Origin of the sequence: Flavobacterium soyae, from assembly GCF_045348165.1 — a bacterium.
Taxonomy (GTDB): domain Bacteria; phylum Bacteroidota; class Bacteroidia; order Flavobacteriales; family Flavobacteriaceae; genus Flavobacterium; species Flavobacterium soyae.
Genome location: NZ_CP150845.1, coordinates 4,342,904 through 4,369,350 on the forward strand (window position 1 = coordinate 4,342,904; position 26,447 = coordinate 4,369,350).

Here is a 26,447-nt window from a genome sequence, read left to right on the forward strand (position 1 = left end):
TTTTAAATAAAGCTAAACTACAGATTAGTAATTGGGCTGTATTTTGGAACTAAAGTTTTCATTACAGTCCAGCCAATTAAATAACACACGGCACAGATTGAGAAAATAATCATATATCCTGTATTGATTCCATCATAAATTACTGCGCCGTTTTTCTCTAACTCTTTAAAAAAAGTTTCCGGTATAGGCTGTGTAACAAATTGCGGGAATTTCTCTAAAAACGGCTGCCCGTTTACAGTTGTAAATGCTTTATGGGCATAATCAAATAATACTCCCGAACCTTTATTAATCAAGGTTGACCCAAGACCTCCTGCTAAACCTCCAATTCCTGTAATTGTTGCAATAGCTTTTTTAGGAAACATATCACCAACAGTTGTAAAAATATTAGCCGACCATGATTGATGCGCCGCTCCTGCGATTCCGATAATAATGATAGGAACCCAATAACTGATATATCCTAAAGGCTGTGCGATTAAAGCTAATAACGGAAAGAAAGCAAATATCAGCATAGCTCTCATTCTTCCTTCGTAAGGGTTCATCCCTTTCTTTTCAACAAAATAAGTTGGAAGCCATCCGCCAATAATTGATAATAAAGTAATCAAATAAAGTACAAATAATGGTAAAGCTGCCTCTGTTGAATCCATTTTATAAACAGAACTTAAATAGGCCGGAGTCCAAAATAAAAAGAACCACCAAACACCATCTGTCATGAATTTACCAAATGCAAAAGCCCAGGTTTGTTTGTATTTAAAACAGTCTGCAAAAGATACTTTTGAAGTTGTTTCAGGAACATAACCTTCTATTTTACTGTCTGCTATATCATCCTGCTGGATATAAGCCAATTCTTCTGCACTTACTCTTTTATGTCTTTCTGGTTTATCGTACATAAAAATCCAGAATCCCATCCAGATAAAGCCTAATGCCCCAATGATAATAAACGCCATTTCCCATCCAAATGATTTTGCAATAAAAGGAATTGAAATTGGAGCTGCCAATGCACCAACAGTAGCACCAGCATTAAAGATACTGGTAGAAAAGGCACGGTCTTTTTTAGGAAAATATTCGGCAGTGGTTTTAATTGCAGCAGGAAAATTTCCAGCCTCACCAACTGCTAAAATAAAGCGGGCGAAAATAAACAATGTAACACTTACATTAATAACTTTTCCGGTATCGCTTAGAGTACTTATTATTTCTTTTGATCCTTCAAAACCAACTAACCAGTTACCTGTTATAATTCCAGAAGTTGCAATACCGCAAAAAGCATGTAAACAAGCTCCTACAGACCAAATACCAATTGCCCATAGAAATCCTTTTTTAGTATCTAACCAATCTACAAATCGTCCTGCGAACAATAAAGAAACGGCATAAAAAATAGAAAATAGTGCTGTTATATTTCCGTAATCATTGTTTGTCCAATGAAACTCCGGCGCAATAAAATCACTCCAGGTTAACGAAAGAACTTGTCTGTCGAGATAATTAATTGTAGTTGCAAAAAACAACAGTGCACATATACTCCAGCGATATCTTCCTGCAGATTTAATACTTTGATTTACTGTAACAGCATCGGTTTGACTCATGTTTATGGTTATTATAGTTAGATATTTTAATTTTAAAATCTATACACAAAATGCATAATTTAAACACATTAGAATCAACAGATTAAAATTATAGAACTGCAATAATGTAATCGATTGCACAAATATAGTTTTTAATCTTTATATTCCAAATAAATTATATATAAAATTATTTTATGTATCAAATTTAAGACATTGCACAAAAAAAAGAACTCAAAATTAAACATTAAACAATATATTTGTTAAAAGCTAACAGGCGAAATTTATCCTTATTTAGGAGTAAAATTGTCCCAGGATTTTATCCCATTCAAATTGTTATTATTTATCTTTCATTTATTCAAATCGAAATTTGTAAACCAGCCGGAACAAACGAGTAAACAATTGTAAAACAACTAATTAAATTTAACATTGAAAAAATCAAAAAATCAATATTTTCAACAAACTGTATTAGCTTTCACGCTTTTTACAGCTATACAGTTCAATATCAATGCGCAGAATCAGGTAATTCCGCTTTGGAATAAAATTCCTGATGAAATTAAAGCAGCAGATTATAAAGAGAAAGAAATCACTAATGAGGGAAAAGTACAAAGTACCAGTTTAGTTACAATTCCTACTTTAACAGCGTTTTTCCCTAATGTAACAAAACCAAATCAGACTGCAGTAATTATTCTTCCCGGCGGCGGATACCAGCATTTAGCGATTGATAAAGAAGGTACAAAAGCTGCACAATGGTTTAATAGTTTAGGTATTCCGGCTTTTGTATTGAAATACCGGCTTCCAAGTGATTTAATAATGAAAAACAAAAACGTTGGCCCATTGCAAGACGCACAGGAAGCGGTTCGCTGCGTAAGACAAAATGCAGCAAAATGGAACATTGATCCAAACAAAATTGGAATTTTAGGCTTTTCTGCCGGCGGACATTTAGCTGCTGCCCTGTCTACTCATTATGATGATAAAGTCTATGAATCTGTCTACAAAGTAAGTGCGCGACCAGATTTTTCTCTTTTGATTTATCCTGTAATTTCAATGCAAAATGATATTACGCACAAGGGATCACAGATTAATTTATTGGGAAATAATGCTTCACAAGATTTAATTGATTCATTTTCAAACGAAAAGAAAGTTACAGCAAAAACGCCTCCCGCTTTTTTAATCCACGCCACAGATGATACGGTCGTTTTACCGGAAAACAGTATTGATTATTATTTAGCGCTTAAAAAAAATGGTGTTACCGCGGAGTTACATTTATATGAAAAAGGAGGCCATGGTTTTGGTTTAGGCGTAAACGATACCAGCAAATATTGGACAAGAGACTGCGAAGAATGGCTAAGAGCAAACGGCTACAACTAAAATCAAAAAATATTAAGCAAAAAAAAGGCTTTTAGATAGGGGCTAAGTAGTACCCTAATCTAAAAACCTATAAAAAATTTAGACATTTGTTGTATTATTTGCAAATTTCTACAAGTTACCCATGATAAAGTGAATATGTCAAATTTTTAAAAAATTAAAAAAATTGTTTTCTCCAAAAACAGTTTAACCATTAAGATCTTTTAACAGAAATAATTTAAAAAGCAGTACGTAAATCATTATCTCAGAATCTCAACAGGACAAATCTAATACAGCCTTTTGAGCCCCCATTACGGGTTTCCCGTATATTTTTTTTAAAATCTGCTAAGGTTCTAAGATTCTGAGGTTCTAAGTTTTTTTTTAAAGCTTAGAACCTTTCTTGTTCTAGATTAAGTTGAAACCGTAATGAAAGAAATAAATTTGCATAGTAGATTACAAGTTCTGTCAAAAACTGAAACAAATAGAAAAGAAAACTTACAATCTTAGAACCTCAGTATCTTAGAAACTTTAAAAAGAAAAAAAATGAAAACTCTTGAATTCTTATTACTCGGAAAAAATGAAGCGATTCTGGCCATTTTACTTCGCCTTGTAAACGCATATGAAGATTGGAATGCAGTTTCTTTCAACAATGAAAAAGAAGCTCAGGAATATTTTCAAAATAACAAAATCGATGTTGTTCTTTTGAGTTCCGGAATCGAAGACCATATCGAAAAAGAATTTACTTCATTTTGCTTAAAACAGCAGCCGGAAGTTGAAGTAATTGAACATTTTGGCGGAGGAAGCGGTTTATTAAAATCAGAAATTCTCCACCGATTACATCTAAAAGGAAAAATTTAGGTACCAGTATTTTTCTATTTTAAAATTCATTATTGGATTTTCTCAAAAACCAAGTCCGAAAATCTAGTTGAACGCAGATGAAACGGATTCTCTATCACGAAAACGCGGATAAAAACGGATTTAAAACTTATTAATCAGCATAAATAAAAATCTGTGTAAATCTGCGTCTTTGCAAAGCAAATCAGTAAAATCAGTGTGTCATTTTTATTTCGCTGATAATGAATTTAGAACCTTTGCCCAAAAAGCACCAAAAGCAATTCCAGATTGGAGTCCTGTAAATTACTTTGGAGGTTACCAAAAAAACTAATATGAAAAATACATCCCGATTATTGATCATTTTTTCTGCAAATGCACAACAAAAAACAGTTTCCCAAAAGCTGCGATGAAACCTCTGGCGGCGACAGCTATTTATCGTCAAGATACTTACTAAATGCCAATATTCATTTAGAAAGATTCAGAACTTTTATTGAATTCCAAAGCAGTTTAGCAAATAGTAAAATTTATCCGAGTCCGGTTGATGAAAACGAACTCAATTTTCATCAGGCATATTAGATGTTGATTTTATTCAAACTAAAAATCAGCAGTTAACTTTATTTATTCAAAATATCGATTTGTATTATTTAGGTTTATGAAAAATCACGCCGTTTTTGATAACGCTATTGGCGAAGAAACCAGACATTCTACTAGGAACAAGAATTTGGAAAACAAAAGGAAACTGGAAATATGATTTTGAAGGATTGTACCAATTCGGAAAAATCAATACTCAAAATATTTCCGCGTGGACACTTTCATCTAACACATCGTATACTTTTGAAAATGTAAAATTCAATCCAGGAATTGGTTTAAAAACCGAATTCATTTCCGGAGATAAAAACAGTAATGGCAATAAATTACAGGCTTTTAATCCGTTGTATCAAAAAGGCGCTTATTTCGGTTTAGCCGGCTTAATTGGCCCATCAAACTTAATTAACATTCACCTGTCAATTGCTTTAGATTTAACCGAAAAATTAGGCTTCCAAATTGATTATGATGTTTTCCGGAGAAGTTCTATTCACGGCAGTTTATATGCCCCCAACATGCAGCTTTCATATTCTGGGGACAACACAACCGAACGTTTTATAGGAACTCAATTAATTGCAAATTTTGATTATAATGTAAATCCTTTTTTAACCGTTTCTGTTGAAAGAGCCTGGTTTGATGCAGGTGCATTTTTAAAAGAAACCGGATCTGGAAAAGATTATTTTTATACCGCTTTGAAAGCACAATTTAAACTCTAAATTTGTGTAACTCAAAATCCAAATATATGGAGAAAAAGTATTCTGCTGCCATTTATCCTTCACAAGATGTCATTGATTCCATCAAAACGATGAAGGATTATTTAAAAAGCAAAATTGATTGGTACAACAGCAGTAATTCTGTTGGGCATATTACAATTTGCGAATTCACAATTACTGAATCTGAAATTGATAAATACAAACAAAAGCTTTTTAAAGTTTGTGATACTTTTACTCCTTTCCAAGTTCATTTAGATCATTTTGGTTCGTATGACAATGCCGGAGCATTCTATATAGCTCCAAATGAAGAATCAAAAAATAACCTGAAACCCATTATGAAAAAGATTCAGGAATCTTTAAAACCTTTAAAACTTAAAAAAAGTGACGATCCGCACTTGTCCATCGGCAGAAAATTAACGCCTGAAAATCTTAAAATAGCATCACAGCTTTTCACTACAATCGATATTGATTTTTCATGCAAGGAAATTGTACTTCGAGAACTTGATCCTGTTAAAAAACAGTTTTTTGTAATTGATACTTTTTCTTTTAATGGAAATGCACAGCCAGAGTTTGTTCAGGGGAGTCTTTTTTAACCGCAAAGCTTGTTTTTTCGTATATTTGAATTTTACAATTCACACTTATGAAATCCCTAGATTCATTTTATCAGGATATTACCGAAGGCTCAACGGTTGAACCTAATTCACTACTGCCAAATGACATTCAAAAAGAGATTGGTCATTTTAATGTTTTTGATATAAAAGAACTTCTGGAACGACTTCAGGGAAAATCAGTTATGCCTTATGACAGAAGAGCTTATTACAAAATAAGTTTAATAAGAGGTCATAACAGAGCCGAATATGCTGATAAAGTAATCGAAATAGAAAAACAAGGATTGTTATTTGCTACACCAAAAATCCCATACAATTACGTTCCGCAAGACACCAGCCAATCTGGACAGTTTTGCGTTTTTACAAGTGAATTTTTATCAAAAGCCAAAAGCGGAATCGACTTAGACGAACTTCCTATTTTTGCCTCAGACGGTTATCCTATTTTTCAATTATCAGATGAAGAAGTCGAAGAAGTTGCATTGATTTTCAATAAAATACAAAAAGAAATTAATTCCGATTATATCTATAAATATGATTTAATCAGAAATTATGTGGCTGAACTAATTCACTTCGGGCAAAAATTACAGCCTATAACTGCTCTGTATTCAAAACATAATTCTGCTGCGAGAGTTTCCTCTTTATTTGCAGAATTATTAGAAAGACAATTCCCAATAGAATCTCCGCACCAGCGATTAGAATTAAGAACTGCAAAGGATTTTGCGGCGAGATTATCTGTTCACGTCAATCATTTAAATAAGGTTTTAAAAGAAAATACCGGAAAAACCACAACTGAATTAATCAGCACAAGATTAACAAACGAAGCAAAAATCCTTTTAAAACAAACGGATTGGAATATTTCTGAAATCGCTTATTCTCTTGGTTTTGAGGAATTAGCACATTTTTCTAACTTTTTTAAAAAACAAACTACTTTAACGCCGCTGGCTTTTAGATTGTAGAATTATTTTAGATTGCAGAGTTTAGATTTTAGATTGTCGCAAAGCTTGTCCTCCTGAGCGAAGTCGAAGGATCTCATGCTGAGTCCATACAGTACGTCCTACTTTGCGTGTCCTTCGACTTCGCTCAGGATGACATAAAATGAGAATTTTTATTTAAGCGAGTAATAATCAGAATTGGAATTTGGAATTTTAAAAAATTGGAATTTCATTTACATCTGATTTGAATTTCGCAAACATCGGTTTGATATTTACAATTCCCCAACACTACTTCACTCCTACCTTTGTCTTATCAATTTAAAAGATCGAAAAGATGAATTTATCAAACAACAAAATTTTAATAACAGGCGGTGCAAGCGGAATTGGACTTGGACTTACTGAAAGATTTATTCAGGAAAATAATACTGTAATTATCTGCGGCAGAAGAGAATCTGTTTTAAATGAAGCAAAAGCAAAATTTCCTTCCGTAATCACAAAAGTATGTGACTTATCTTTAGAAGAAGAGAGAATCGCACTTTATAAATGGATTACAGAAAATCATCCTGATTTAAACGTATTAATTAACAACGCGGGAATTCAAAAATGGGTTTCTGTTACAGATGCTGATTTCTACGAAAGCATGAAGGCAGAAATCAACACTAATATTGAAGCGCCGCTGCATTTAACTTCCCTATTTATTGAATTGAAATCTTTAACAACAGTAATGAATGTAACTTCTGGACTGGCATTTTCGCCTTTTGCAAAAGTTCCGGTTTATTCGGCTACAAAAGCATTTTTTAGATCGTTTACGCTTTCTCTTCGTCATTTATTAAAAGCTAAAAATATCGAAGTAATCGAAATTATTCCACCTGCATTGAATACAGACCTTGGCGGAGTTGGTTTACACGATGCACATCCAAGCGTAAGCAGTTTTATCGAATCTATTTTTGAACAATTAAAAGATGGAAAACCGGAACTTACTTTTGGAACCAGCGAAACGAGATTAAACGCAAGCGCAGAAGATTTGAGAAATCATTTTAATGCAATGCACTCTTAATTAATTTTTATTTAAACACATAGAAACATAGTTATTGTAAACGCATAAAAGGCATTTCATTTTATCTAAACAAACAGAGAAATAGCAACAAGAAATTATAAAGACAACTAAACACATCGCTATGAGTTAGAAACTAGTTTCTTTTTATAATCTTTTCAAATCAAAATAAAACCTATGTTTCTATGTGTTTAAAAAAAATCATACTGTGCGGGATCTTCGACTTCGCTCAGACTGACAGAAAAAAACAATTCACAATTAATAATTAACAATTTACAATTAAATAAATATGGCAGTAAATACAAAAATAGCTCTGGTTACAGGAGGAAGCAGAGGTTTAGGGAAAAATATGGCAATTGCAATTGCAAAAAAAGGACTTGACGTTATCATTACTTATAACAGCAAAAAAGAAGAAGCAGACGCAGTTGTAAAAGAAATTGAAAGTTTAGGTCAAAAAGCGGCATCACTTCAATTGAATGTAGGAGATTCTCATACTTTTGATAGCTTTTTTGAAAGTATTTCTTCGACTTTAAAAAGCATTTTCAATACTGATAAATTTGATTTTTTAGTAAACAATGCCGGAATTGGAATTCATAATTCATTCGCAGGAACTACTGAAGCAGAGTTTGACCAATTGACTAATATTCAATTTAAAGGCCCGTTTTTCTTAACTCAAAAAGCTTTGAACGTAATGAACGACGGCGGCGGAATTGTAAATATTTCAACTGGTTTAGCCAGATTTTCATTTCCAGGTTATGCCGCTTATGCTTCTATGAAAGGTGCAATCGAGACGTTAACAAAATATCAGGCAAAAGAATTAGGCGAAAGAAAAATCAGGGCAAATGTTGTTGCTCCGGGTGCGATTGAAACTGATTTTGGCGGAGGCGTTGTTCGTGATAACGAACAATTAAACAAAAACTTAGCCTCAATTACAGCTTTAGGAAGAGTTGGTTTACCAGACGATATTGGCGGTGTTGTTGCCTTTTTATGCACAGAAGATGCACGCTGGGTAAATGCGCAGCGTATTGAAGCTTCTGGCGGAATGAATTTGTAAATCTTATTTACGTTAAGAATTAAACCCGACAGTCCCCGAAACCTCGGGATAAAAACCTGTCGGGTTTGCTGTTGTAAACGAGTATTTTTTTAACCTATTTGAATTGTTTTAATTAAGTTCCCATCTGTATCAAAAATGAGATTATAATTTTTTCCATCTTTTACAGCTTTCACCTCATAAGTTGTTTTGTTTTTAGCATCAACAACAGAATAAGCTTCTCTTACAGGTGCAGCGGGTGCTGCTTTAGTTTTAGTTTTTGACTTACTTTTTGATTTTGAACTTGATTTTGCGGTTGATTTAGCAGGGTAATTAGCATCCAGATAAGCCAGTACTGCTTGTGGTAATTTAGCGCTTGAGATCTGTTCTTTGTAAGCTTTAAAATTTGCATCACTATCATAAACTGCATATGCCTGTGTTTTGCCTGTAGTTGTAAATTTTGCTGCAAAATAAATATCATTTTCATTCTTGCCATATTCCATAGACCAAATTGGTTTTTTCTGTGGATATTGTTTTTCAAATGCCTTTACTATATTTTCTGAAGGAAGCAGGATACTTTGCTGCCCTATTAAAAAATTAAAGCATAGTAAGGTTTTAAATAATAAAAGTTTTTTCATAGTAATATTTATAAAATTAAACACAATGTAAATAAAGTAGTAAAATTACTACATTTATAATTAACTAAAAAATTAAATTATTAGAATATTTTCTAATAGAAAAAACAAAACCCAACAAGCTTTAAACTTGTCGGGTTTGCCGTTTTAAATATAATTGAATTAGTAAGTGTACTTTTTAATTTTTTTCGATGATTACATCAAAACCTCCATTTTGATCGAAAACAACATCATAAAATCTGGAGTCTTTTTCAATACCCACTTCATAAGTGGTTTTATTTTTATCATTTACTATCACAGCGATTTCCTTAATCGCTTTTGGTGCATAATTTTTCTTTAAATAACTCTGTGCTTTTTGAGGTAATTGACTTAGCGGAATTTGCAATTCATATGCTTTTAAAATTCCTAAATTATCATAAACCGCAAGAGCTTTGGTATTCTTGTCTGTATTAAATTTTGCTTCGTACCTAATTTCGTCATTGTCATCGCCAACATAATCTATAGACCAGACAGCAGCTTTATTGGGGTATTCTTTTTCAAAAGTAAATCGTACTTTTTCCGGCGGTGTTACTACTTCATTTTGAGCACTTAAATAACTGCAGTAAAATAAAACCAGCAGTAATAATACTTTTTTCATGATCTTGACTATTAAATTAAAACCTAAATAACGTATTAAAATTATTACTTTTAAAATGAAATCCAAATATTTTTTAATAAAAAAAATGCTACTTTTTTAATCTGTCCGTCAATTCCCTTTTGTAGGTTATTCCAACAGGCAGTTTTTCATTTTTAATCATTACAAAATCTTTTTCTGTTGCTTCAATTTTGTCCAGCGATACAATAAAAGATTTATGAATTCGGATAAAATTCTTTTCCGGCAGGCATTTTTCAAGCTCAGTTGTTGTAATTGAAGCCAGATAAATTCGTTTTGCAGTATGCAGTTTCACATAGTTTCCAAAACTCTGTGCATACAAAAGCTGGTCTAATTCAATATCAATAAAATAACCGTCGACTTTAACACTTACTTTGTTTACCACTATTTCTTCTTCTTTAGTTTTTACATTTTCTGTAGAGAAAAAACGGTCAACAGCTTTTAAAAATCTGGGGAAATAAATAGGTTTCAGTAAATAATCAATTACGCCGTAATCGTAACTTTCGAGTGCAAATTCAGAATAAGCTGTCGTTAAAATTGTTTTAGGATGATTGGGAATAATCTTTAATAATTCCATTCCTGAAATCTCAGGCATATTAATATCCAAAAACATCAAATCGACTTTATTTTCCCTGAGATAATCCATTGCTTCAATCCCATTATATCCCTGAAAAACCAATTCTAACTGCGGATTTTGTTTTATATAATTAGCTAAAACATAATGCGCCGCCGGCTCATCATCAACAATAATGCATTTTTTAGGATCTCTCATTATGCAAATCTTTTCAACTGCAGTTTTAAATCAACAATATAAGTGTTTTTGTTCTCCTGAATGTCGAGTGTATAGTTTTTCCCGAAAATCAAATTCAGTCTTTCAATCGTATTTTTTAAACCAATTTTAGTCGAAACAACATCTGTTTTCTTTGTTGGAATTGAGTTCACTACATGAAGATGCAGCTGTCCGTCTTCTACCGTAATAAAAATCTGGACGAAGCATTTTTCAATTGCGCAGGTTCCGTGTTTAAAAGCATTTTCAATAAAAGCAATTAAAAGCATCGGCGAAATTTTATATGCATTTTCATTGTCAACTTTAGAATCCAAAGTAATATCACAGCGATACCCAACACGCTCTTTTTCCAGCTGTACATAACTGTTTATAAACTCTAATTCGTCTTCTAAAGATACGCATTGTTTGCTGTTACTCTCTAATTGGTAACGCATTAACTGCGAAACTTTCATGATTAAATCCGGTGTTCTGTCCGGGAATTCCAGACTAATTCCGTAAAGCGTATTAAAAGTATTAAATAAGAAATGCGGGTTCAATTGTCCTTTTAACGAATTCAACTGCATTTGGTTGAATAACAAAGCTTCTTCGGTACGTTTTCTGTGTATTCTGTAGAATTTAAAAACAATAATCGGGCTTAAAATACAAACCAAAGTTCCCAAAACGCTGGCTAATTGGTACAAATAACTTCTTTGATGGGAGTTTTGATACAAATGACAGCTGCTAAACATATCCAGCATTGTAATCTCATATAAAACAATCGAGAAAACAAGAACTCCAAAAAGCGTTAATACCAGGTAAGTAAAAGGACGGCGGGTTTTAAATAATATTGGAAAAAGAAAGAAACGATTGAATTGTGCGTGCATGTACAAAATGCAATAAAAGAAAATACCCATTAAAACAGATGTTATAGAACTAAATAACATCCAGTCGTTTTTTAAAGTATATATGGTAAAGGAAAACGCGACGACGGCAATTTCCTGCCACCATTTGTTATCCAGAATATTATCAAATTTTATGCTCATTTTTTAAACTTAAATAGTTCACAAAGTACGGACAAATATTTAATTATCATTTCTAAAAAATGACCAATTGAATTGGTCATTTACTATTGCAGTACATCACTTAACATGACTTTTATCAGTACAAGAGAAATAAATTTGTGCTATAATTTCACACTTGAGTTTATGTATTTCAAAAAAATTACCTTATTATTTTTCTTGATTTTTGCATCAATCGGTTACTCTCAAACCCTTTCTTTAAAAGAAGCAGTAAAAACTGGGCTTGAAAATTACGGTTCGATCAGGGCAAAAAACAATTACACCAATGCATCAAAAGAGACTCTAAAACAATCTCGACGTGATTATCTGCCTAACCTTAACTTATCGGCACAGCAGGATTACGGAACAATAAACGGTCAAAACGGGCCGCTTTATGGATTTGGAGGTCTTGGAGTTGCTTCATCAGGATTACCGCTGCCGGAACAAAACTGGAATTCGGCTTTTGGCGCACTTTATCTGGTCAACATGAACTGGGATTTTTTCACCTTCGGAAAAACACAGGAAAAAATCAATTTGTCTAAAATTGATGTTCAGGCCAAAGAAAAAGATTTACAGCAGGAAAAATTCCAGCAGGAAATCAAAATTTCTGCTGCTTATTTAAATTTACTGGCAAGCCAGAGATTATTGATCTCGCAGCAAAAAAATCTGGATCGTGCAGAGGTTTTCAAAAAAACTGCGGTTGCGAGAGTTAAAAACGGATTATTGGCCGGCGTAGATTCTACATTGGCTACAGCCGAAGTTTCTAAAGCTAAAATTGCTTTAAATCTGGCGAAGAATTTCGTTAAAGAACAAAACAATAAACTGGTCGATTTAATGGGCGTTGCGCCTCAGGATTTTGTTACCGATACTCTTTTTGTAACTCAGATTCCGAAAGAATTAATTAAAGGAAATACAGCTGCAGATAGTCTGCATCCTTTATTGCAATTCTATAAAACGAAAATCGATTACAGCAATCAGCAGGTTAAATTATACAAACGTTTTTATTACCCAACAATGAGTGCTTTTGGAGTTTTACAAACCAGAGCTTCGGGATTTGAAAATAGTTATGCTACAGACCAGCATGCTTTTAGCAGAAATTACTGGGATGGCGTAAATCCGGATCGTACCAATTATTTGGTTGGAGTTGGAATTACATGGAATTTAACCACGCCTTTTAGATCAAGCAAACAAGTAAGTGCTCAGAAATTTGTTTCTCAGGCTTTACAGGAAGAATATAATCAGGCAGACAGAGAATTAAAATCACAATTGACTTTTGCCGAAGATAAGATCAAAATTACTCTTGATAATTATGCCGAAGCGCCCATTCAGGTTGATGCGGCTAAAAGAGCTTACATTCAAAAATCGACTTTATACAAAAATGGTTTAACCGATCTAACCGATTTAACCCAAACGATTTACACTTTAAATCGTGCCGAAATCGATCGTGATATTGTGAACAATAATGTATGGCAGTCGTTTTTACTGAAAGTTGCTGCAACGGGCAATTTTGACTTATTTATAAATGAATTTTAATTATAACGTCTAATGAATTTAATACGTTTTGCACTCCGCAAACCCATTTCCATATTAGTATTGGTTGCGGGTCTATTTTTCTTCGGAATTGGCGCCATCAAAGACATTAAGGTAGATATTTTACCAAAAATGAATTTGCCGGTTATTTATATTGCGCATCCGTTTGGAGGTTATACGCCAGACCAGATGGAAGCTTATTTTGCTAAAAACTACGTGAATGTTTTACCTTTCTCGAATGGTATAAAATCGGTAGAAACCAAAAATATTCAGGGGTTAATGATTATGAAATTAACCTATTATGAAGGTACAAATATGGCTCAGGCTGCTGCCGAGTTAAGTGCGCTTTCCAACAGGATTCAGGCGGTTTTTCCTCCGGGAACTCAGCCTCCGTTTATCATTCGTTTTGATGCTTCTTCACTGCCAATTGGTCAATTGGTTTTGAGCAGTAAAATTAGGTCAAATAACGAATTACAGGATTTAGCCAACGTTTATGTTCGTGCTTCGTTTACTTCGATTCCCGGTTTATTATCGCCGGCTCCCTTTGGCGGAAGCCCAAGAACAATTGAGGTTAACGTTGATCCTGATTTATTGCGTTCGCATAATATGACGCCGGATCAAATTGTGGAAGCGATTCGTTTAAACAACCAAACGGCTCCATCCGGAAATGTTCGTATGGGCGACAAAAACTATATTACGCCAACTAATAATACGATTAAAGAAGTTAAGGATTTTGAGCAGATTCCGTTATTTAAAGGCGGCGTTCAGAATCTAAAATTAGGTGATGTTGCTTCTGTAAAAGATGGTGCCGATATTACGGCGGGTTACGCTTTAGTAAACGGAAAACGTTCGGTTTATATTAGTATTGCAAAAGCGGGTGACGCTTCGACTTGGGATGTGGTTCAGAAATTAAAAGCCGAACTTCCTAAAATTCAAAGTACACTTCCTGAAGATGTAAACATTACGTATGAATTTGACCAGTCGGTTTATGTAATCAACTCGGTTAAAAGTTTAATTACTGAGGGAATTATTGGTGCGGTTTTAACGGGATTAATGGTTTTATTATTTCTGGGAGATAAACGTGCGGCATTAATCGTAATCTTAACGATTCCTATTTCTATTATTTCTGGAGTTTTATTCCTGAAATTATTCGGACAAACAATAAACTTAATGTCTTTATCAGGATTGGCTCTGGCAATTGGTATTTTGGTGGATGAAAGTACGGTAACTATTGAAAATATTCACCAGCATCTTGATATGGGCAAACCCAAGGCGCTCGCTATTTGGGATGCGTGTCAGGAAATTGCATTGCCTAAATTATTGATCTTACTTTGTATTCTTGCCGTGTTTGCACCAGCGTTTACAATGGTTGGTATTCCGGGAGCGTTGTTCTTGCCTTTGGCTTTAGCGATTGGATTTTCGATGGTTATTTCCTTTTTATTATCTCAGACTTTTGTGCCTGTAATGGCAAACTGGATCATGAAAGGTCATGAAAAACACGAACATGGCCCAGAAATTACAGATGATGAAGCAGAATTTAGAGACTGTGGTTTAACTCCTGAATCTGAAAAAGATTTAATCAGCCAGAAAAAAGTAATGGTTGAAAGAGAAGATTTTAATAATGACGGAAAATTGAGTCTTTTTGAAAGATTCAGGGTTCGTTTTATGAGAACTTTAGACCGTTTGTTTCCATACAAAAAAGCGACAAGTATTATATATCTGGTTTCTGCTACAGCTTTAGCGATTGTATTTATTGGTTTTATTGGCAAAGATGTATTCCCAAAAACCAATTCAAGTCAGTTTCAATTAAGACTTCGTGCTCCAGACGGAACACGTTTAGAAAGAACAGAAGAACAAGCCAGAGTTGTATTAAAGGAGCTGGAGAAAATGGTTGGAAAAGAACATATCGGAATCTCTTCTGTTTATGTGGGCCAGCACCCGTCTTTATTCTCCATTAACCCAATTTATTTATTCATGGCGGGTTCGCATGAAGCTGTTTTCCAAGTAAGTTTAAAGGAATATCATGTTGATATGGATGAGTTTAAAGATGATTTTAGAGCAAGACTTAAAAAAGTACTGCCCAATACTAAAGTTTCTTTTGAACCAATCGAGTTGACAGACAAAGTTTTAAGCCAGGGTTCTCCTACTCCAATCGAAATTCGAATTGCAGGAAAAGACAAAAAACGAAATGAATTGTACGCCAATCAAATTGTTGATAAACTAAAAGCCATTTCGTATTTCAGAGATGTGCAAATTGGTCAGCCAATTCATTATCCGGCAATGAATATTGATATTGACAGAACCCGTGCGGCAGAATTAGGTGTTGATATGAATGATATTTCACGTTCGCTTATTGCTTCGACTTCATCATCAAGATATACAGAAAAAAATACGTGGGTCGATGAAAAAGCGGGATTATCGTATAACGTTCAGGTTCAGGTTCCTTTGAATAAAATGAAAAGCAAAACTGATATTGGAGAAATTCCGGTATTAAGAAACTCGATTCGTCCGGTTTTAAGTGACGTTGCAAAAATTACACCCACATTTGTAAGTGGTGAAAATGACAATTTAGGGGCTATGCCTTACATTACTGTTACGGCAAACATCAACCAGACCGATTTAGGTACGGCTTCAAAAGATGTGGGCAAAACAATTAGTTCTTTAGGCGAATTACCTCGTGGTTTGTTCATTTCGCCAATTGGGTTAAGTACTGTATTGAGCGAAACATTAAGCAGTTTACAAACAGGATTATTGGTTGCCGTTTTTGTAATCTTCTTAATGTTAGCCGCTAATTTCCAGTCGTTCAAAGTTTCATTAGTAATTTTAACAACGGTTCCTGCGGTAGTTTTAGGAGCTTTATTAATGCTTACGCTTACAGGTTCTACGTTAAACTTACAATCGTATATGGGAATCATTATGTCGGTTGGGGTTTCGATTGCCAATGCCGTTTTACTGGTCACAAATGCCGAACAACTGCGTAAACGAAACGGAAACGCATTAGAATCTGCGCGTGAAGCTGCGGCGCTGCGTCTTCGTCCTATTATCATGACCTCTGTGGCGATGATTGCGGGAATGTTACCTATGGCAATTGGGCACGGTGAAGGCGGCGATCAGGTTTCTCCGTTAGGAAGAGCGGTTATTGGCGGATTATTATTTTCTACTTTTGCCGTATTATTAATTCTTCCTCAGATTTTTGCCTGGGCACAAGAAAAAACATCAACACAATCTGTTTCTTTAGATCCCGAAGACGAAGAAAGCGTCCATTATATCTCATCAATAAGTAAGTCGAAAGTTATAAAGTCGTAAAGTTATAAAGTCGAAAGTTGAAAGTCGAAAGTCGAAAGTTACAATCGTCGCGAAAACACTTCGATAAACTTTTATACTTTCCGTATACTTATAAAACATATTTATATAAAACCAAAAAATGAAAAATAATATAAAATCAATCGCAATATTGTTTACAGCTTTAGTGGCACTAAGCAGCTGTGAAAAGAAAAAAGAAGAAACTGCGAAAGCAGAAATCGAACCTAAAGTTGAAACTTTCCTTTTAGCGAAAGAAAAATTAACAACAGAATTGCGTTTACCAGCCGAATTAACTGGTTTTCAACAAGTAGACTTGTATGCTAAAGTGAGCAGTTTCGTAAAAACTTTAAAAGTTGATATTGGTTCTAAAGTAAAAAAAGGACAGCTTTTAGTGGTTTTAGAAGCTCCTGAAATCAGTTCGCAGCTGGCTGCAGCCGAATCGAGATTAAAATCGATGGAAGCCATTTATGCGACCAGCAAAAGTACTTACAACCGTTTGTATGAAACAAGCAAGGTTGAAGGAACGATTTCTAAAAACGATTTAGAAATGGCAAGCGGAAAAAAGAATTCTGATTACGCACAATACCAAGCCGCAATTGCAGCTCACAAAGAAGTTTCGATTATAAGAGGTTATTTGGAAATTCGCGCTCCGTTTGATGGCGTTGTGGCGGCAAGAAACGTGAATTTAGGAACATTTGTTGGTCCGGCAGGAAAAGGTTCAGATTTGCCTTTATTAACCATTCAACAGCAAGATAAATTACGTTTAGCGGTTTCTATTCCGGAATTGTATACAGGATATTTACACGAAGGCGACGAAATGAGTTTTAATGTAAAATCACTGCCTGAAACTTTTAAAGCTAAAATTACCAGAATGTCTGGTGCTTTAGATTTAAAATTGCGCTCTGAGCGTGTTGAAATGGATGTTATAAATACAAAAAAAGATTTATTACCCGGAATGGTTGCCGAAGTTTTATTACCGCTTAACGCGAAAGACAGTACATTTGTAGTTCCGAAATCGGCAGTAGTGAATTCTGCTGAAGGTTTGTTTGTAATTAGAATTGTGAATCATAAAGCAAACAGAGTTGACATTAAAAAAGGAAGAGAAATCGACGATAAAATCGAAATTTTCGGAGATTTAAGCCTTAAAGATAAACTGGTAAAAATTGCCAGCGAAGAAACTAAGGAAGGCGATATCATAAACGAATAACCTGCGTTTAGTCTTCAATTTAGTGATTACCAAAAACTGTACGCATTCCATAAAGGACAGCATTTAACCAAAATGTTGTCCTTTTAAAATATTTAAATATAATTATATATCTTTTTACATTTTGGAAATAATATTATTCCATTCTTTTTTATGTTCAAATTTCAAGGCTGCATCATTCTCAATTAAATTAACATAATTTTCTATAAATTCAGATGTATCAGATAGAAGTCGTAAATAATATTTTAACGAATGAATTAATCCATTCACTATCACATGGCAACCGTGAATATTTTTAATGCGGTCAATTTCTTGATTTATCTCATTAGATTGTGAAGGATCGACATTTGCTGTTGAAAGTAAATAATAACGTGTAACTTGTGTTGTTTTAAATTTTTCAAAAGCATCCTTAACAAGCTGTAACGTTATTTGAATACCATGCTTAACTTCTACTGCTTCGAATGCTCTATTTTTTTCATCTACAATATCTATGTCACCAATTCTACCACTTCTAACATCAGCTGAAGTATGGCTCTCAATTGGCAATAAAACTTTTGCTTCAAATCTCTTCGTCTCACCTATAAGACATTGATAAACAGCATAAAGTGCAAGAACTGGTAATCTAGAAGCTCCTTCAGCTGAATATTTTTTATCAAAATGTTGTGAAAGTAAATTTATGATTGTTGCAATAGGCAAATTCAGTGGTTTTGCTAAATCAATTTGCTGTGTATTTCGCTGAATAATTAGACCTTGAAATAAAAAACTCAAAAGTTTATCAATCTCTTTTCCATTTTGAATAAAATTAATTGTATTTAAAAATGCATTTTTTAACGATTCAGGTCTAATAGCTCCTGAATAATTTATATCATACGGTACTTTTTGCTCTAAAGAACGAGTTAACCATCCACTTTCTGCCATTGCTGGAAATTTTAATTGCTTAAGAAATGGCGTAATATATTTAGAATCAAATGTTCTTCCAGAATATCCGTCTTGAATACTTGTTTGATGATTTTTGATATTTTGTTCTGGATGCAAAAATTTGTAAACCGCACTTGTCAAAATTACTGTTAGAACTGCTTTAGCAGACTCAGATTTATTTAATATTTCATTTAAATAGTTACAAATATCTTCATCTAAATCTGATTTAATTATACTATCAGAACCAACAATTTCCATTGACTCATTGTAAATCTTTTCCAAAAATTCTACGGGATGCATTATATTTCTTTTTTTAAAAGTTGTATCTTAATTTGCTCTGTAACAGATTTAATCATTGGAATCGCGACCGAATTACCTATTTGTTTATACAACTCGGCTTTATTATTCAATAATTTAAAATCTTGTGGAAAACCCATAATTCTATAACACTCTTGTATTGTCAGCTTACGAACTTTATTCTCGTGCCAGATCCAAAATCGCCCAGAAGATTCTTGTGATGGTAACGCTGGATGAACACCTTCAGTTGAATAAATTCTGTTTGGCTGCTTATGCACTCTTGATAAATGCTCTGTTCCCGGCCTCACACCTGCTTTCCGAATTGTTTTATTTCGATAACCTGCAAAAACTAGACCCGAAACCTGTACTTTTTGATCTTCTAAAATCGTATATGATTCTTCTAAATACTCAAAATTATTATCCTTATCTAAAAAGTTTTTTAATGAACTCTTACTTTTCTTTTTTATTTTAGAAAAGTCAAATTTTGTTTTTTTATGTCCAATTATTATAATTCTTTCTCGATTTTGCGGTAATCCAAAATCAGATGCATTTAATACTTTTTTTGAAACTATATAACCTAATTCTTCTAAATGTTGAATAATAGTTGCTAATGTTCTCTTATTATCATGATATACTAAATGTTTAACATTCTCAAGAAAAACAACTTGTGGTTCATGTTTTTCTATAATTTTAAATACATGATAGATTAAAGTTCCTCTAGTATCCTCAAATCCTTTCATCTTACCTGAAATACTAAATGGTTGACAAGGAAATCCTGCACACAAAATATCGTGCTTCGGTACTATATCAATATTAATCTTTGTTATATCCCCAAATGGAAATTCTCCAAAATTAAGTTCATATGCTCTCTGTGCGTGATAATTAAACTCTGAAGAAAAAACACAATTTCCTCCAAGTTCTTGTAAAGGAATTCTAAACCCACCAATTCCAGCAAACAAATCAATAAAAGTAAAATCAGGTGTTTCCGAGGAAGGAAAAGGAATATCCCATTTAATTGGGAGCATCGCTTGAATTTCAGGTTCACAAATAATATCCAAATTTTCATTTATAACTTGAAAATATTCTTTAGCTTTTTTTTCATAGGATTTTGAAACCCCATTTTTATGATTATGCAAATAATGAGTAAAAAAAGCTAAATCTTCGCTATTAGCATTTAAACTATCAACTTTTAGTTTTTCCCTAAGTTTTGAGTATTTAATCATTTCTAAAAGTTTATTTTTTTATAATTTAATTTACTTTAATCACAGCTAGCAAACTTAATCAAAACTCTTTACTTCTGCAATCACATTGTTTGAAGAATAGTTAATAAAAATAAACCTCGACTTAAAAAAATCGAGGTTTTTTATAAAATTTATTCCTTCTCCAAATAAGGATTCAAAACTTCAGCCAATTCATTTAGCCAAAAAAAGCTGTTTTCTAAGTTATCAATTCCGTTTTGAAGGGTTTCATGTTCTCGCATAACGCCTAAAGCAAGGATATAATTTACCTGCCTTATTGCTTTAGCCATGTCTTGCGGATCAATTTTGTCGTTGAAGAAATTTAGAAGTCTAGTTTCGGTTTCTTTTGAAAATGTGTTTGTACTCATAACTCTGTAATTTAGGAAAATATAAAACCCGCATAGCTAAGGTGTCCTACACTACAGAAGTGTTACGGTTGTTTCCAATACCGTCACCATACCACGCGGGCAAAAGTTTTTTAGCTTTCATAATTCTGTAATTTAGGAAAAACAAATATAACTAAATTTTAAATATTTTCCTGCAAAATAATAACACATTTATTCAAATATAATAAATATTAAATTGTATAAAGTTTCTAGCTTTTTAAAAATTACTTATTAAATATTTCCAAAACACAAAAAATAAGAGTTGGACATTATTCGATTTTAACTTAATATTACATCAGCTAAAAACCATAAAATACCTTATGAAAAAAATTATTTCTTTACTATTTCTTGTAGTTCTTTCTTCATGCGATCAGAATCATTCGAATGAAAAATTTGAAAAGAAAACAGTCAAAAATAAATATTCATTATCTGTTCCGGAAAATCTTGGCGTTACGACAGAATTGAATGATGAAGCTTCTTTACAATTACAGAATCAGTTTGACGAATTTTATGTTATTGTAATAGATGAATTAAAAGCTGATTTTGTAAATGCTGTTGAAAATAATTTATTAAACACAACACCAGATCTCGATGGGTATTACAATGCTACTTTGAATAATTTAAAAAAATCCGGTTTAAAAGATTTTAAGCTCTACGATGTAAAGAAAAAGAAAATTAATTCCTCAAGTGCTATTGTTTTTTCAGTATCTGGAATCACTGACGGTTTTAACGTTTTTTATCGATTCGCAATTGTACAGGGAAAAGACCGATACTATCAAATCATGTCATGGACAGAAGCCAGTAAAGAAAAACAATATACCGAAAGAATGAATAGAATTCTAGATTCTTTTAATGTAGAAGAAGCGGGTTATTCTAAAAGTAAAAACCGTTTGGCAAAAGACAGAACGAAAAAATAATGAGAGAAAACATTCTATTACTTCTTCAAATAATAACTGTAGACTTTTTTACAGCCTTTGGTTTATATTCAATTCTATATCTAATTGTTTCGATTTTTGTAAAGAAACCTATTCTGTACAAAATAGATGAAGAAGCCGTTAAATTTATTTCTTTGGCTGGCGTAATTTATTTTGCTGTCTGGATAATTGGAATTTTTGTTTTTTATGCAGAAAACAATCCAGAAGAAAAAAGTGATATGCTAAACAGAATGTTCGGGAAATACTGGATTGGATATTGGTCGCAGCCTATTTTATGGTTCGTTCTTACTCAATTATTGCGATTTAAAAAAGTCAGCAAAAATGCTTTATTGAGAATCGTATTCAGCTTTTTACTTATTGTTTCAATTGAACGATTGATAATATTTACTGTCGCTCTTCATCGCGATTATTTGCCAAGCTCGTGGACAATGTATCGTGATTTGGATATTTATCCTTCTAACTTTTTCCTTGCTCTTTTAATGAAAATAGTATTCTTTTTGTTTTTTGTTGGAATATATTATCTGGCAAAAAATCAAATAAAAATATTTGCCAAAACTAAGAGAATTGAGAATTAAAAATACTTTTTCTGTTAATACTCAAAAATACCTTATTTTATCATAATAAAAACTTTTAAGGGTATAGTAAGTAAAAACCACAGTCTTATATTTACAATACTACACCAAAATTTAAAAGATTTTATATGCCCAATACACAAAAAATAACCGAATTATTGTCACAAAAATTCAATTCAAATATCTCTATTCATGGTAGTTTCCTAAAAAGTAAATTTACCTCTATACTTGATGTTAATAACGGAACTAACTTTATTACTTCAGAAAATCATATTTATTCCTTCAAAGATCACGAGCGCAATCGCTGGCTTACTGTTGTAAATTCATTTCACGCAAATGGAAAAGAATATTTTCCAAATATCGGCGATCACTATACTTTAGAAAGCGGTGCAAAATATAGTTTTACAACCAAAGACGAAATTATAGAAATGGCAATTGCATATTTCAGTAAACATATGTCGATAAGCTGATTTTACTTAAAAGCTCTATAAATTGTCGATTATGATTGCGGGAGCTTCGACTTCGCTCAGCCTGACAACATTGTGGCATTTTTTTTAGCGTGCTGTTTGTCATTTCTGTAAAAGTCACTTATTTCGGTAACGGATTTATCATTTCAATTGGCTTTTTTCCATCAATTCCCTGATGTGGCCTTTCATGATTGTAATAATATAAATATTGTAATAATTCTTCCTTTAGTTCTTCTTGAGAATCAAAATCAGTATCTCTTAATAAATCATCTTCCAGAGTTCTCCAAAAGCGTTCTACTTTGCCGTTTGTTTGTGGTCGATATGGTTTTGTGTATCTGTGCACTATGCCTAATTCCATTAACATTCTTTCAAAAGGATGATTATTTTTTACCTTGCTTGTTTTAGGTCCAAACTCAGCTCCATTGTCAGATAATATCTCTTCAAATTTTATTTCATAATGACTGCTTAAGATGTTTAAGCATTTTAATGCGGCAAACATAACTGTCAAACTTGTGATGTCGGGAACCAATTCTGCCCAGGCAACCCGGCTGTAGTCATCAATTACACAGACTAAATAGAGCTTTTTGTTTTCTCCTCGAACAATACTTTTACTTAAATAATGACAATCAATATGACCCAGCTGTCCCATTCTTTCCTTGATTATTTTTTGATGATTCCTTTTAATCTTCGGAGTTAATCTATTTATTTTATGCCGTTTTAAAATATTATAAACTCCAGAATATGATGGTGTATGTTTTCCTAATTTGGGATTCAATATACTAACAATTTCATATCTGTTGTTTCCTTTTTCTCGTAATTCTATTACTTTCTGTTCTATAAAGGGCAAAGGACGTCTGGTTTTATATTTTGGACCCCGCTTTTGGGGTAATAGATCCCGAGATTTCCCGCTCTGTTTATAACGATTATAATACTTTAAGAAACTTTTTCTGCAAGTGTCATTTGCTGTGTAAAAATCCATCGCTTTTTTATAAAGCGGGTGAGTTTTATTTTTTACCTGCTCATATTCTTTTATTAAGAAACGATATTTCTCTAAATAGTTTCTCTCTAATGTGCAATCTTGACTATTATTTCTCATCGCAACAAAATTTATTAAAGTTAAATTTTGTTACCGAAATATCTAACCTTTACAATTTCGACGTAAGGAGAAATCGCACTAGTAACTCGACAAAGATTGGCCATTTAGATTGCGGAATTTATACATTTTTAAACTGGACTGAAGTCCAGCCCTACAATATGGGTCATTCCTTCGGAATTTTCTTTTAATGGAATTTTAATCAATTCTTATTATGCAATCTTTTACCTCGTTGTTTGTCATTTTGATTTCTATGAAAAAGAGCCAGCGGCTCGATCAATATTGTAGGGGCTGGACTTCAGTCCAGTTGATATTAAGAACGGATTTCAATCCGGTTTACACATAATCATATCATTTGTATTTTTGTTTTCTAATGAAAAAATATACCTTCTCGCCTAGCCCTGATCGGAACGGCATCCTTTTGTGGTGGTCCCGATAGCTATCGGGACAAAAAAGATATAGTGAAGAGCGGGACATTTGGTCTTAAAAACACAAATTTATCTGCTCCTTAAAAAAATTACAGGATTACAAACATCAATAAAATAAAGGATTCGCAAGCTTTTTTAGATCAATCTATAACACGATAAGAAAATATTATGACAAAATTATTTCATAATTAGAAAAACCGCCATACATTTGCCTAACAGTGTTAAACAATTTAATACTCGAATATAATGGCTAGCAAAGATCGAATTTTAAGACAAAAAGAAGAAACAAGAAATAACATTCTTGGTGCTGCTTATGATATCGTAAAAGATGAAGGCTGGAATGGTTTGAGTATGCGTAAAATTGCCGACAGAATCGAATATACTGCTCCTATTATTTATGAATACTTTTCGAATAAGGAAGCAATACTTGAAGAATTGACAGGTAAAGGTTTTATTAAACTGACTAAAGAACTGCAAATTGCAATAGATAAGTTTGAAAAACCGGAAGATCAATTAGAAGCCATGTGGATGACTTACTGGGACTTCGCTTTTACAAATACTGAAATGTACCAACTAATGTTTGGTGTTCAAATGACCTGCTGCGCACAGCGATGTTCGGCTCAGGAGGGGCCTTACAGATTATTTACTCAGGTAATTGCTGAAGTAATGAAAGACAGTAATCCGAGTGAAGATATCATTAAACAAAAATATTTTACTTTCTTTTCTGTTATTCATGGTTTAATCGCCATCAATATCATTAACAAAAGTGATATTTTAGAAACAATAAATGCTCAAATTTTGAAAGATGCCATTGGCGGCATCATCAAATCAATACAATAGATTTTTTTTCAATTTTTACTTAACAGTGTAAAATAATTTAATTGGATAATATAAAATCCTTTTTTTTATAACCTTAACTTAACACCGTTAGAAAATTTAATAGAGTAATAAAAACTCTTTTTTTAGACTTTTGCTTAACGCTGTTAAATATTTTAATAATGATTTAGAATAGAATTGAAAAAGCTTAAAGTATGAAAGTCTGCGCACATTTACTTAACAACGTTAGATAATTTAATTTAATTAGATATGAATCCCGAGAATTCCAGAATACCTAAAAATTTAATCCGAGAAAATGTTCAACCAATTAAAACCACTATGAAAATGAAAAATGTAATTATAACCAGTTTTATTCTGGCCTTAGTATTAAGCAGCTGTGGCGACAAAAATCAGGCGCCTACTGCTCCACCACCGCCGGTTTTACCTGTGTTGGCTATAACAAGTGCAAATACAACTACTGATGCTGAATATCCAGCTGCTATACAAGGAACTGTAGATGTTGAAATTCGTCCGCAGGTAAGCGGAAACCTTGACAGAATTTTTGTTGACGAAGGTGCTTATGTAAGCAAAGGACAAACTTTATTTAAAATAAACGAACGTCCATACCGTGAGCAGTTAAACAATGCTTTAGCAAGTCTTCACGCAGCTGAAGCGGCTTTGATTAACGCTAATTTAGAAGTAGATAAATTGACTCCTTTAGTACAAAACAAAGTAGTTTCTGATTATCAGTTAAAAACAGCTAAAGCTTCTCAAAAAATTGCTGCTGCAAATATCGAGCAGGCAAAAGCAATGGTAGGTTCTGCTAAAATTAATTTAGGATATACAAATGTTACAGCTCCAGTAAGCGGATACATTGGCAGACTTCCAAAAAAACAAGGAAGTTTAGTTTCTGCTTCTGATGTTGAAGCTCTTACAACTTTATCAGATGTTCACGAAGTATTTGCCTATTTCTCTTTGGGTGAAACCGATTTCATCAACTTTAAAGAGCAATATAAAGGAAGTTCTCTTGGTGACAAAATCAAAAAATTACCTCCGGTTACTTTGATTTTGGCTGATAACAACGCTTATCCTCAAACGGGAAAAATCGATATGGTTGACGGTCAGTTTGATAAAACTACAGGAGCTATCACCATTAGAGCAACTTTCCCAAATGCAAACGGAACATTACGTTCTGGAAACACAGGAAGAATCCGTTTAGGATTAAACCACGACGATGCGATTTTAGTTCCACAGTCGGCTACAGTTGAAATGCAGGATAAAGTATTTGTATTCACTGTAGGTAAAGACAACAAAGTAACTAAAATGCCTATTACAGTTGTGGGTAAAAGCGGTACCAATTATTTAATTAAAGAAGGTGTAAAAACTGGTGACCAAATCGTGTTAAGCGGTATTGACAAACTTCAGGATGGACAAGCGATTCAGCCAGAAAAATCAACTAAAGTTGCCGAAGTAACTAATAAAAAATAATCAGA

At 33.1% G+C, this 26,447-nt stretch carries 25 protein-coding genes; 16 read left to right on the plus strand and 9 right to left on the minus strand.

What is annotated here, in order from left to right; translation table 11 throughout:
• Positions 1-17: 17 nt before the first annotated feature.
• Positions 18-1,577 carry an MFS transporter gene (locus AABD74_RS18290; protein ID WP_232680488.1) on the minus strand — a complete coding sequence of 520 codons (1,560 nt, stop codon included), beginning with the start codon at positions 1,575-1,577 and terminating at the stop codon, positions 18-20.
• A 405-nt stretch (positions 1,578-1,982) separates the two neighbouring features.
• On the opposite strand from AABD74_RS18290, the gene AABD74_RS18295 reads away from it, so the two are divergent.
• The 8 genes from AABD74_RS18295 to AABD74_RS18330 all read left to right on the plus strand — a co-directional run bounded on the left by AABD74_RS18295 (position 1,983) and on the right by AABD74_RS18330 (position 8,680).
• Positions 1,983-2,924: a prolyl oligopeptidase family serine peptidase gene (locus AABD74_RS18295; RefSeq protein ID WP_406843844.1), complete on the plus strand. Its 942-nt coding sequence runs from the start codon at positions 1,983-1,985 to the stop codon at positions 2,922-2,924.
• Between the two features lie 519 nt (positions 2,925-3,443).
• Positions 3,444-3,758: a hypothetical protein gene (locus AABD74_RS18300; protein WP_232680484.1), complete on the plus strand. Its 315-nt coding sequence runs from the start codon at positions 3,444-3,446 to the stop codon at positions 3,756-3,758.
• Between the two features lie 348 nt (positions 3,759-4,106).
• Positions 4,107-4,310, plus strand: coding sequence for a hypothetical protein (locus AABD74_RS18305; RefSeq protein WP_406843845.1), 204 nt, complete (start codon positions 4,107-4,109; stop codon positions 4,308-4,310).
• Between the two features lie 95 nt (positions 4,311-4,405).
• Complete coding sequence (locus AABD74_RS18310; protein ID WP_406843846.1) at positions 4,406-5,035, plus strand: alginate export family protein; 630 nt, start codon at positions 4,406-4,408, stop codon at positions 5,033-5,035.
• A gap of 26 nt (positions 5,036-5,061) precedes the next feature.
• Complete coding sequence (locus tag AABD74_RS18315) at positions 5,062-5,625, plus strand: 2'-5' RNA ligase family protein (protein WP_406843847.1); 564 nt, start codon at positions 5,062-5,064, stop codon at positions 5,623-5,625.
• A gap of 47 nt (positions 5,626-5,672) precedes the next feature.
• Entirely contained in the window at positions 5,673-6,596 is a 924-nt protein-coding gene (locus tag AABD74_RS18320; RefSeq protein WP_406843848.1) for a helix-turn-helix domain-containing protein, read from the plus strand.
• Between the two features lie 310 nt (positions 6,597-6,906).
• Complete coding sequence (locus AABD74_RS18325; protein WP_406843849.1) at positions 6,907-7,629, plus strand: SDR family oxidoreductase; 723 nt, start codon at positions 6,907-6,909, stop codon at positions 7,627-7,629.
• Between the two features lie 286 nt (positions 7,630-7,915).
• Complete coding sequence (locus AABD74_RS18330) at positions 7,916-8,680, plus strand: SDR family oxidoreductase (protein ID WP_232680472.1); 765 nt, start codon at positions 7,916-7,918, stop codon at positions 8,678-8,680.
• Positions 8,681-8,769: 89 nt separating this feature from the next.
• Here the strand turns inward: AABD74_RS18330 and AABD74_RS18335 are convergent, their stop codons facing one another.
• From AABD74_RS18335 to AABD74_RS18350, 4 genes are all read right to left on the minus strand, one after another.
• Positions 8,770-9,294 carry a hypothetical protein gene (locus AABD74_RS18335; protein ID WP_232680469.1) on the minus strand — a complete coding sequence of 175 codons (525 nt, stop codon included), beginning with the start codon at positions 9,292-9,294 and terminating at the stop codon, positions 8,770-8,772.
• 175 nt (positions 9,295-9,469) lie between these two features.
• Positions 9,470-9,928, minus strand: a complete 459-nt coding sequence (locus AABD74_RS18340) for a PepSY-like domain-containing protein (RefSeq protein ID WP_232680467.1) — start codon at positions 9,926-9,928, stop codon at positions 9,470-9,472.
• A gap of 88 nt (positions 9,929-10,016) precedes the next feature.
• Positions 10,017-10,715: a LytTR family DNA-binding domain-containing protein gene (locus tag AABD74_RS18345; RefSeq protein ID WP_232680465.1), complete on the minus strand. Its 699-nt coding sequence runs from the start codon at positions 10,713-10,715 to the stop codon at positions 10,017-10,019.
• Positions 10,715-11,752 carry a sensor histidine kinase gene (locus AABD74_RS18350; protein ID WP_406843850.1) on the minus strand — a complete coding sequence of 346 codons (1,038 nt, stop codon included), beginning with the start codon at positions 11,750-11,752 and terminating at the stop codon, positions 10,715-10,717. Before AABD74_RS18350 ends, AABD74_RS18345 begins: the two co-directional genes overlap by 1 nt.
• Before the next feature lie 162 nt (positions 11,753-11,914).
• Between AABD74_RS18350 and AABD74_RS18355 the strand changes: the two genes are divergently transcribed.
• From AABD74_RS18355 to AABD74_RS18365, 3 genes are all read left to right on the plus strand, one after another.
• Complete coding sequence (locus AABD74_RS18355) at positions 11,915-13,300, plus strand: TolC family protein (protein WP_406843851.1); 1,386 nt, start codon at positions 11,915-11,917, stop codon at positions 13,298-13,300.
• Between the two features lie 12 nt (positions 13,301-13,312).
• Positions 13,313-16,603, plus strand: a complete 3,291-nt coding sequence (locus AABD74_RS18360; protein WP_406843852.1) for an efflux RND transporter permease subunit — start codon at positions 13,313-13,315, stop codon at positions 16,601-16,603.
• A 118-nt stretch (positions 16,604-16,721) separates the two neighbouring features.
• Positions 16,722-17,807, plus strand: coding sequence for an efflux RND transporter periplasmic adaptor subunit (locus AABD74_RS18365; protein WP_406843853.1), 1,086 nt, complete (start codon positions 16,722-16,724; stop codon positions 17,805-17,807).
• 114 nt (positions 17,808-17,921) lie between these two features.
• Here the strand turns inward: AABD74_RS18365 and AABD74_RS18370 are convergent, their stop codons facing one another.
• The 3 genes from AABD74_RS18370 to AABD74_RS18380 all read right to left on the minus strand — a co-directional run bounded on the left by AABD74_RS18370 (position 17,922) and on the right by AABD74_RS18380 (position 20,625).
• The gene (locus AABD74_RS18370) at positions 17,922-19,022 is read right to left on the minus strand and encodes a hypothetical protein (RefSeq protein ID WP_406843854.1); all 1,101 of its coding nucleotides are present in this window, start codon (positions 19,020-19,022) and stop codon (positions 17,922-17,924) included.
• Entirely contained in the window at positions 19,022-20,242 is a 1,221-nt protein-coding gene (locus AABD74_RS18375) for a DNA cytosine methyltransferase (protein ID WP_406843855.1), read from the minus strand. Before AABD74_RS18375 ends, AABD74_RS18370 begins: the two co-directional genes overlap by 1 nt.
• 149 nt (positions 20,243-20,391) lie before the next feature.
• Positions 20,392-20,625: a hypothetical protein gene (locus tag AABD74_RS18380; RefSeq protein ID WP_406843856.1), complete on the minus strand. Its 234-nt coding sequence runs from the start codon at positions 20,623-20,625 to the stop codon at positions 20,392-20,394.
• Positions 20,626-20,963: 338 nt separating this feature from the next.
• Between AABD74_RS18380 and AABD74_RS18385 the strand changes: the two genes are divergently transcribed.
• The 3 genes from AABD74_RS18385 (at position 20,964) to AABD74_RS18395 (ending at position 22,620) form a co-directional block, all read left to right on the plus strand.
• On the plus strand, positions 20,964-21,560 hold the full coding sequence (locus tag AABD74_RS18385; protein ID WP_406843857.1) for a hypothetical protein: 597 nt from the start codon (positions 20,964-20,966) through the stop codon (positions 21,558-21,560).
• The gene (locus tag AABD74_RS18390) at positions 21,560-22,153 is read left to right on the plus strand and encodes a hypothetical protein (RefSeq protein WP_406843858.1); all 594 of its coding nucleotides are present in this window, start codon (positions 21,560-21,562) and stop codon (positions 22,151-22,153) included. The genes AABD74_RS18385 and AABD74_RS18390 overlap by 1 nt, the downstream gene beginning before the upstream one ends.
• A 125-nt stretch (positions 22,154-22,278) precedes the next feature.
• Positions 22,279-22,620: a hypothetical protein gene (locus AABD74_RS18395; protein ID WP_406843859.1), complete on the plus strand. Its 342-nt coding sequence runs from the start codon at positions 22,279-22,281 to the stop codon at positions 22,618-22,620.
• Between the two features lie 118 nt (positions 22,621-22,738).
• On the opposite strand, the gene AABD74_RS18400 is transcribed toward AABD74_RS18395, so the two are convergent.
• On the minus strand, positions 22,739-23,713 hold the full coding sequence (locus AABD74_RS18400; protein WP_406843531.1) for an integrase core domain-containing protein: 975 nt from the start codon (positions 23,711-23,713) through the stop codon (positions 22,739-22,741).
• A gap of 671 nt (positions 23,714-24,384) precedes the next feature.
• On the opposite strand from AABD74_RS18400, the gene AABD74_RS18405 reads away from it, so the two are divergent.
• On the plus strand, positions 24,385-24,978 hold the full coding sequence (locus AABD74_RS18405; RefSeq protein ID WP_232680444.1) for a TetR/AcrR family transcriptional regulator: 594 nt from the start codon (positions 24,385-24,387) through the stop codon (positions 24,976-24,978).
• Positions 24,979-25,224: 246 nt separating this feature from the next.
• Positions 25,225-26,442 carry an efflux RND transporter periplasmic adaptor subunit gene (locus AABD74_RS18410; protein WP_406843860.1) on the plus strand — a complete coding sequence of 406 codons (1,218 nt, stop codon included), beginning with the start codon at positions 25,225-25,227 and terminating at the stop codon, positions 26,440-26,442.
• The last annotated feature ends 5 nt before the right edge of the window (positions 26,443-26,447 follow it).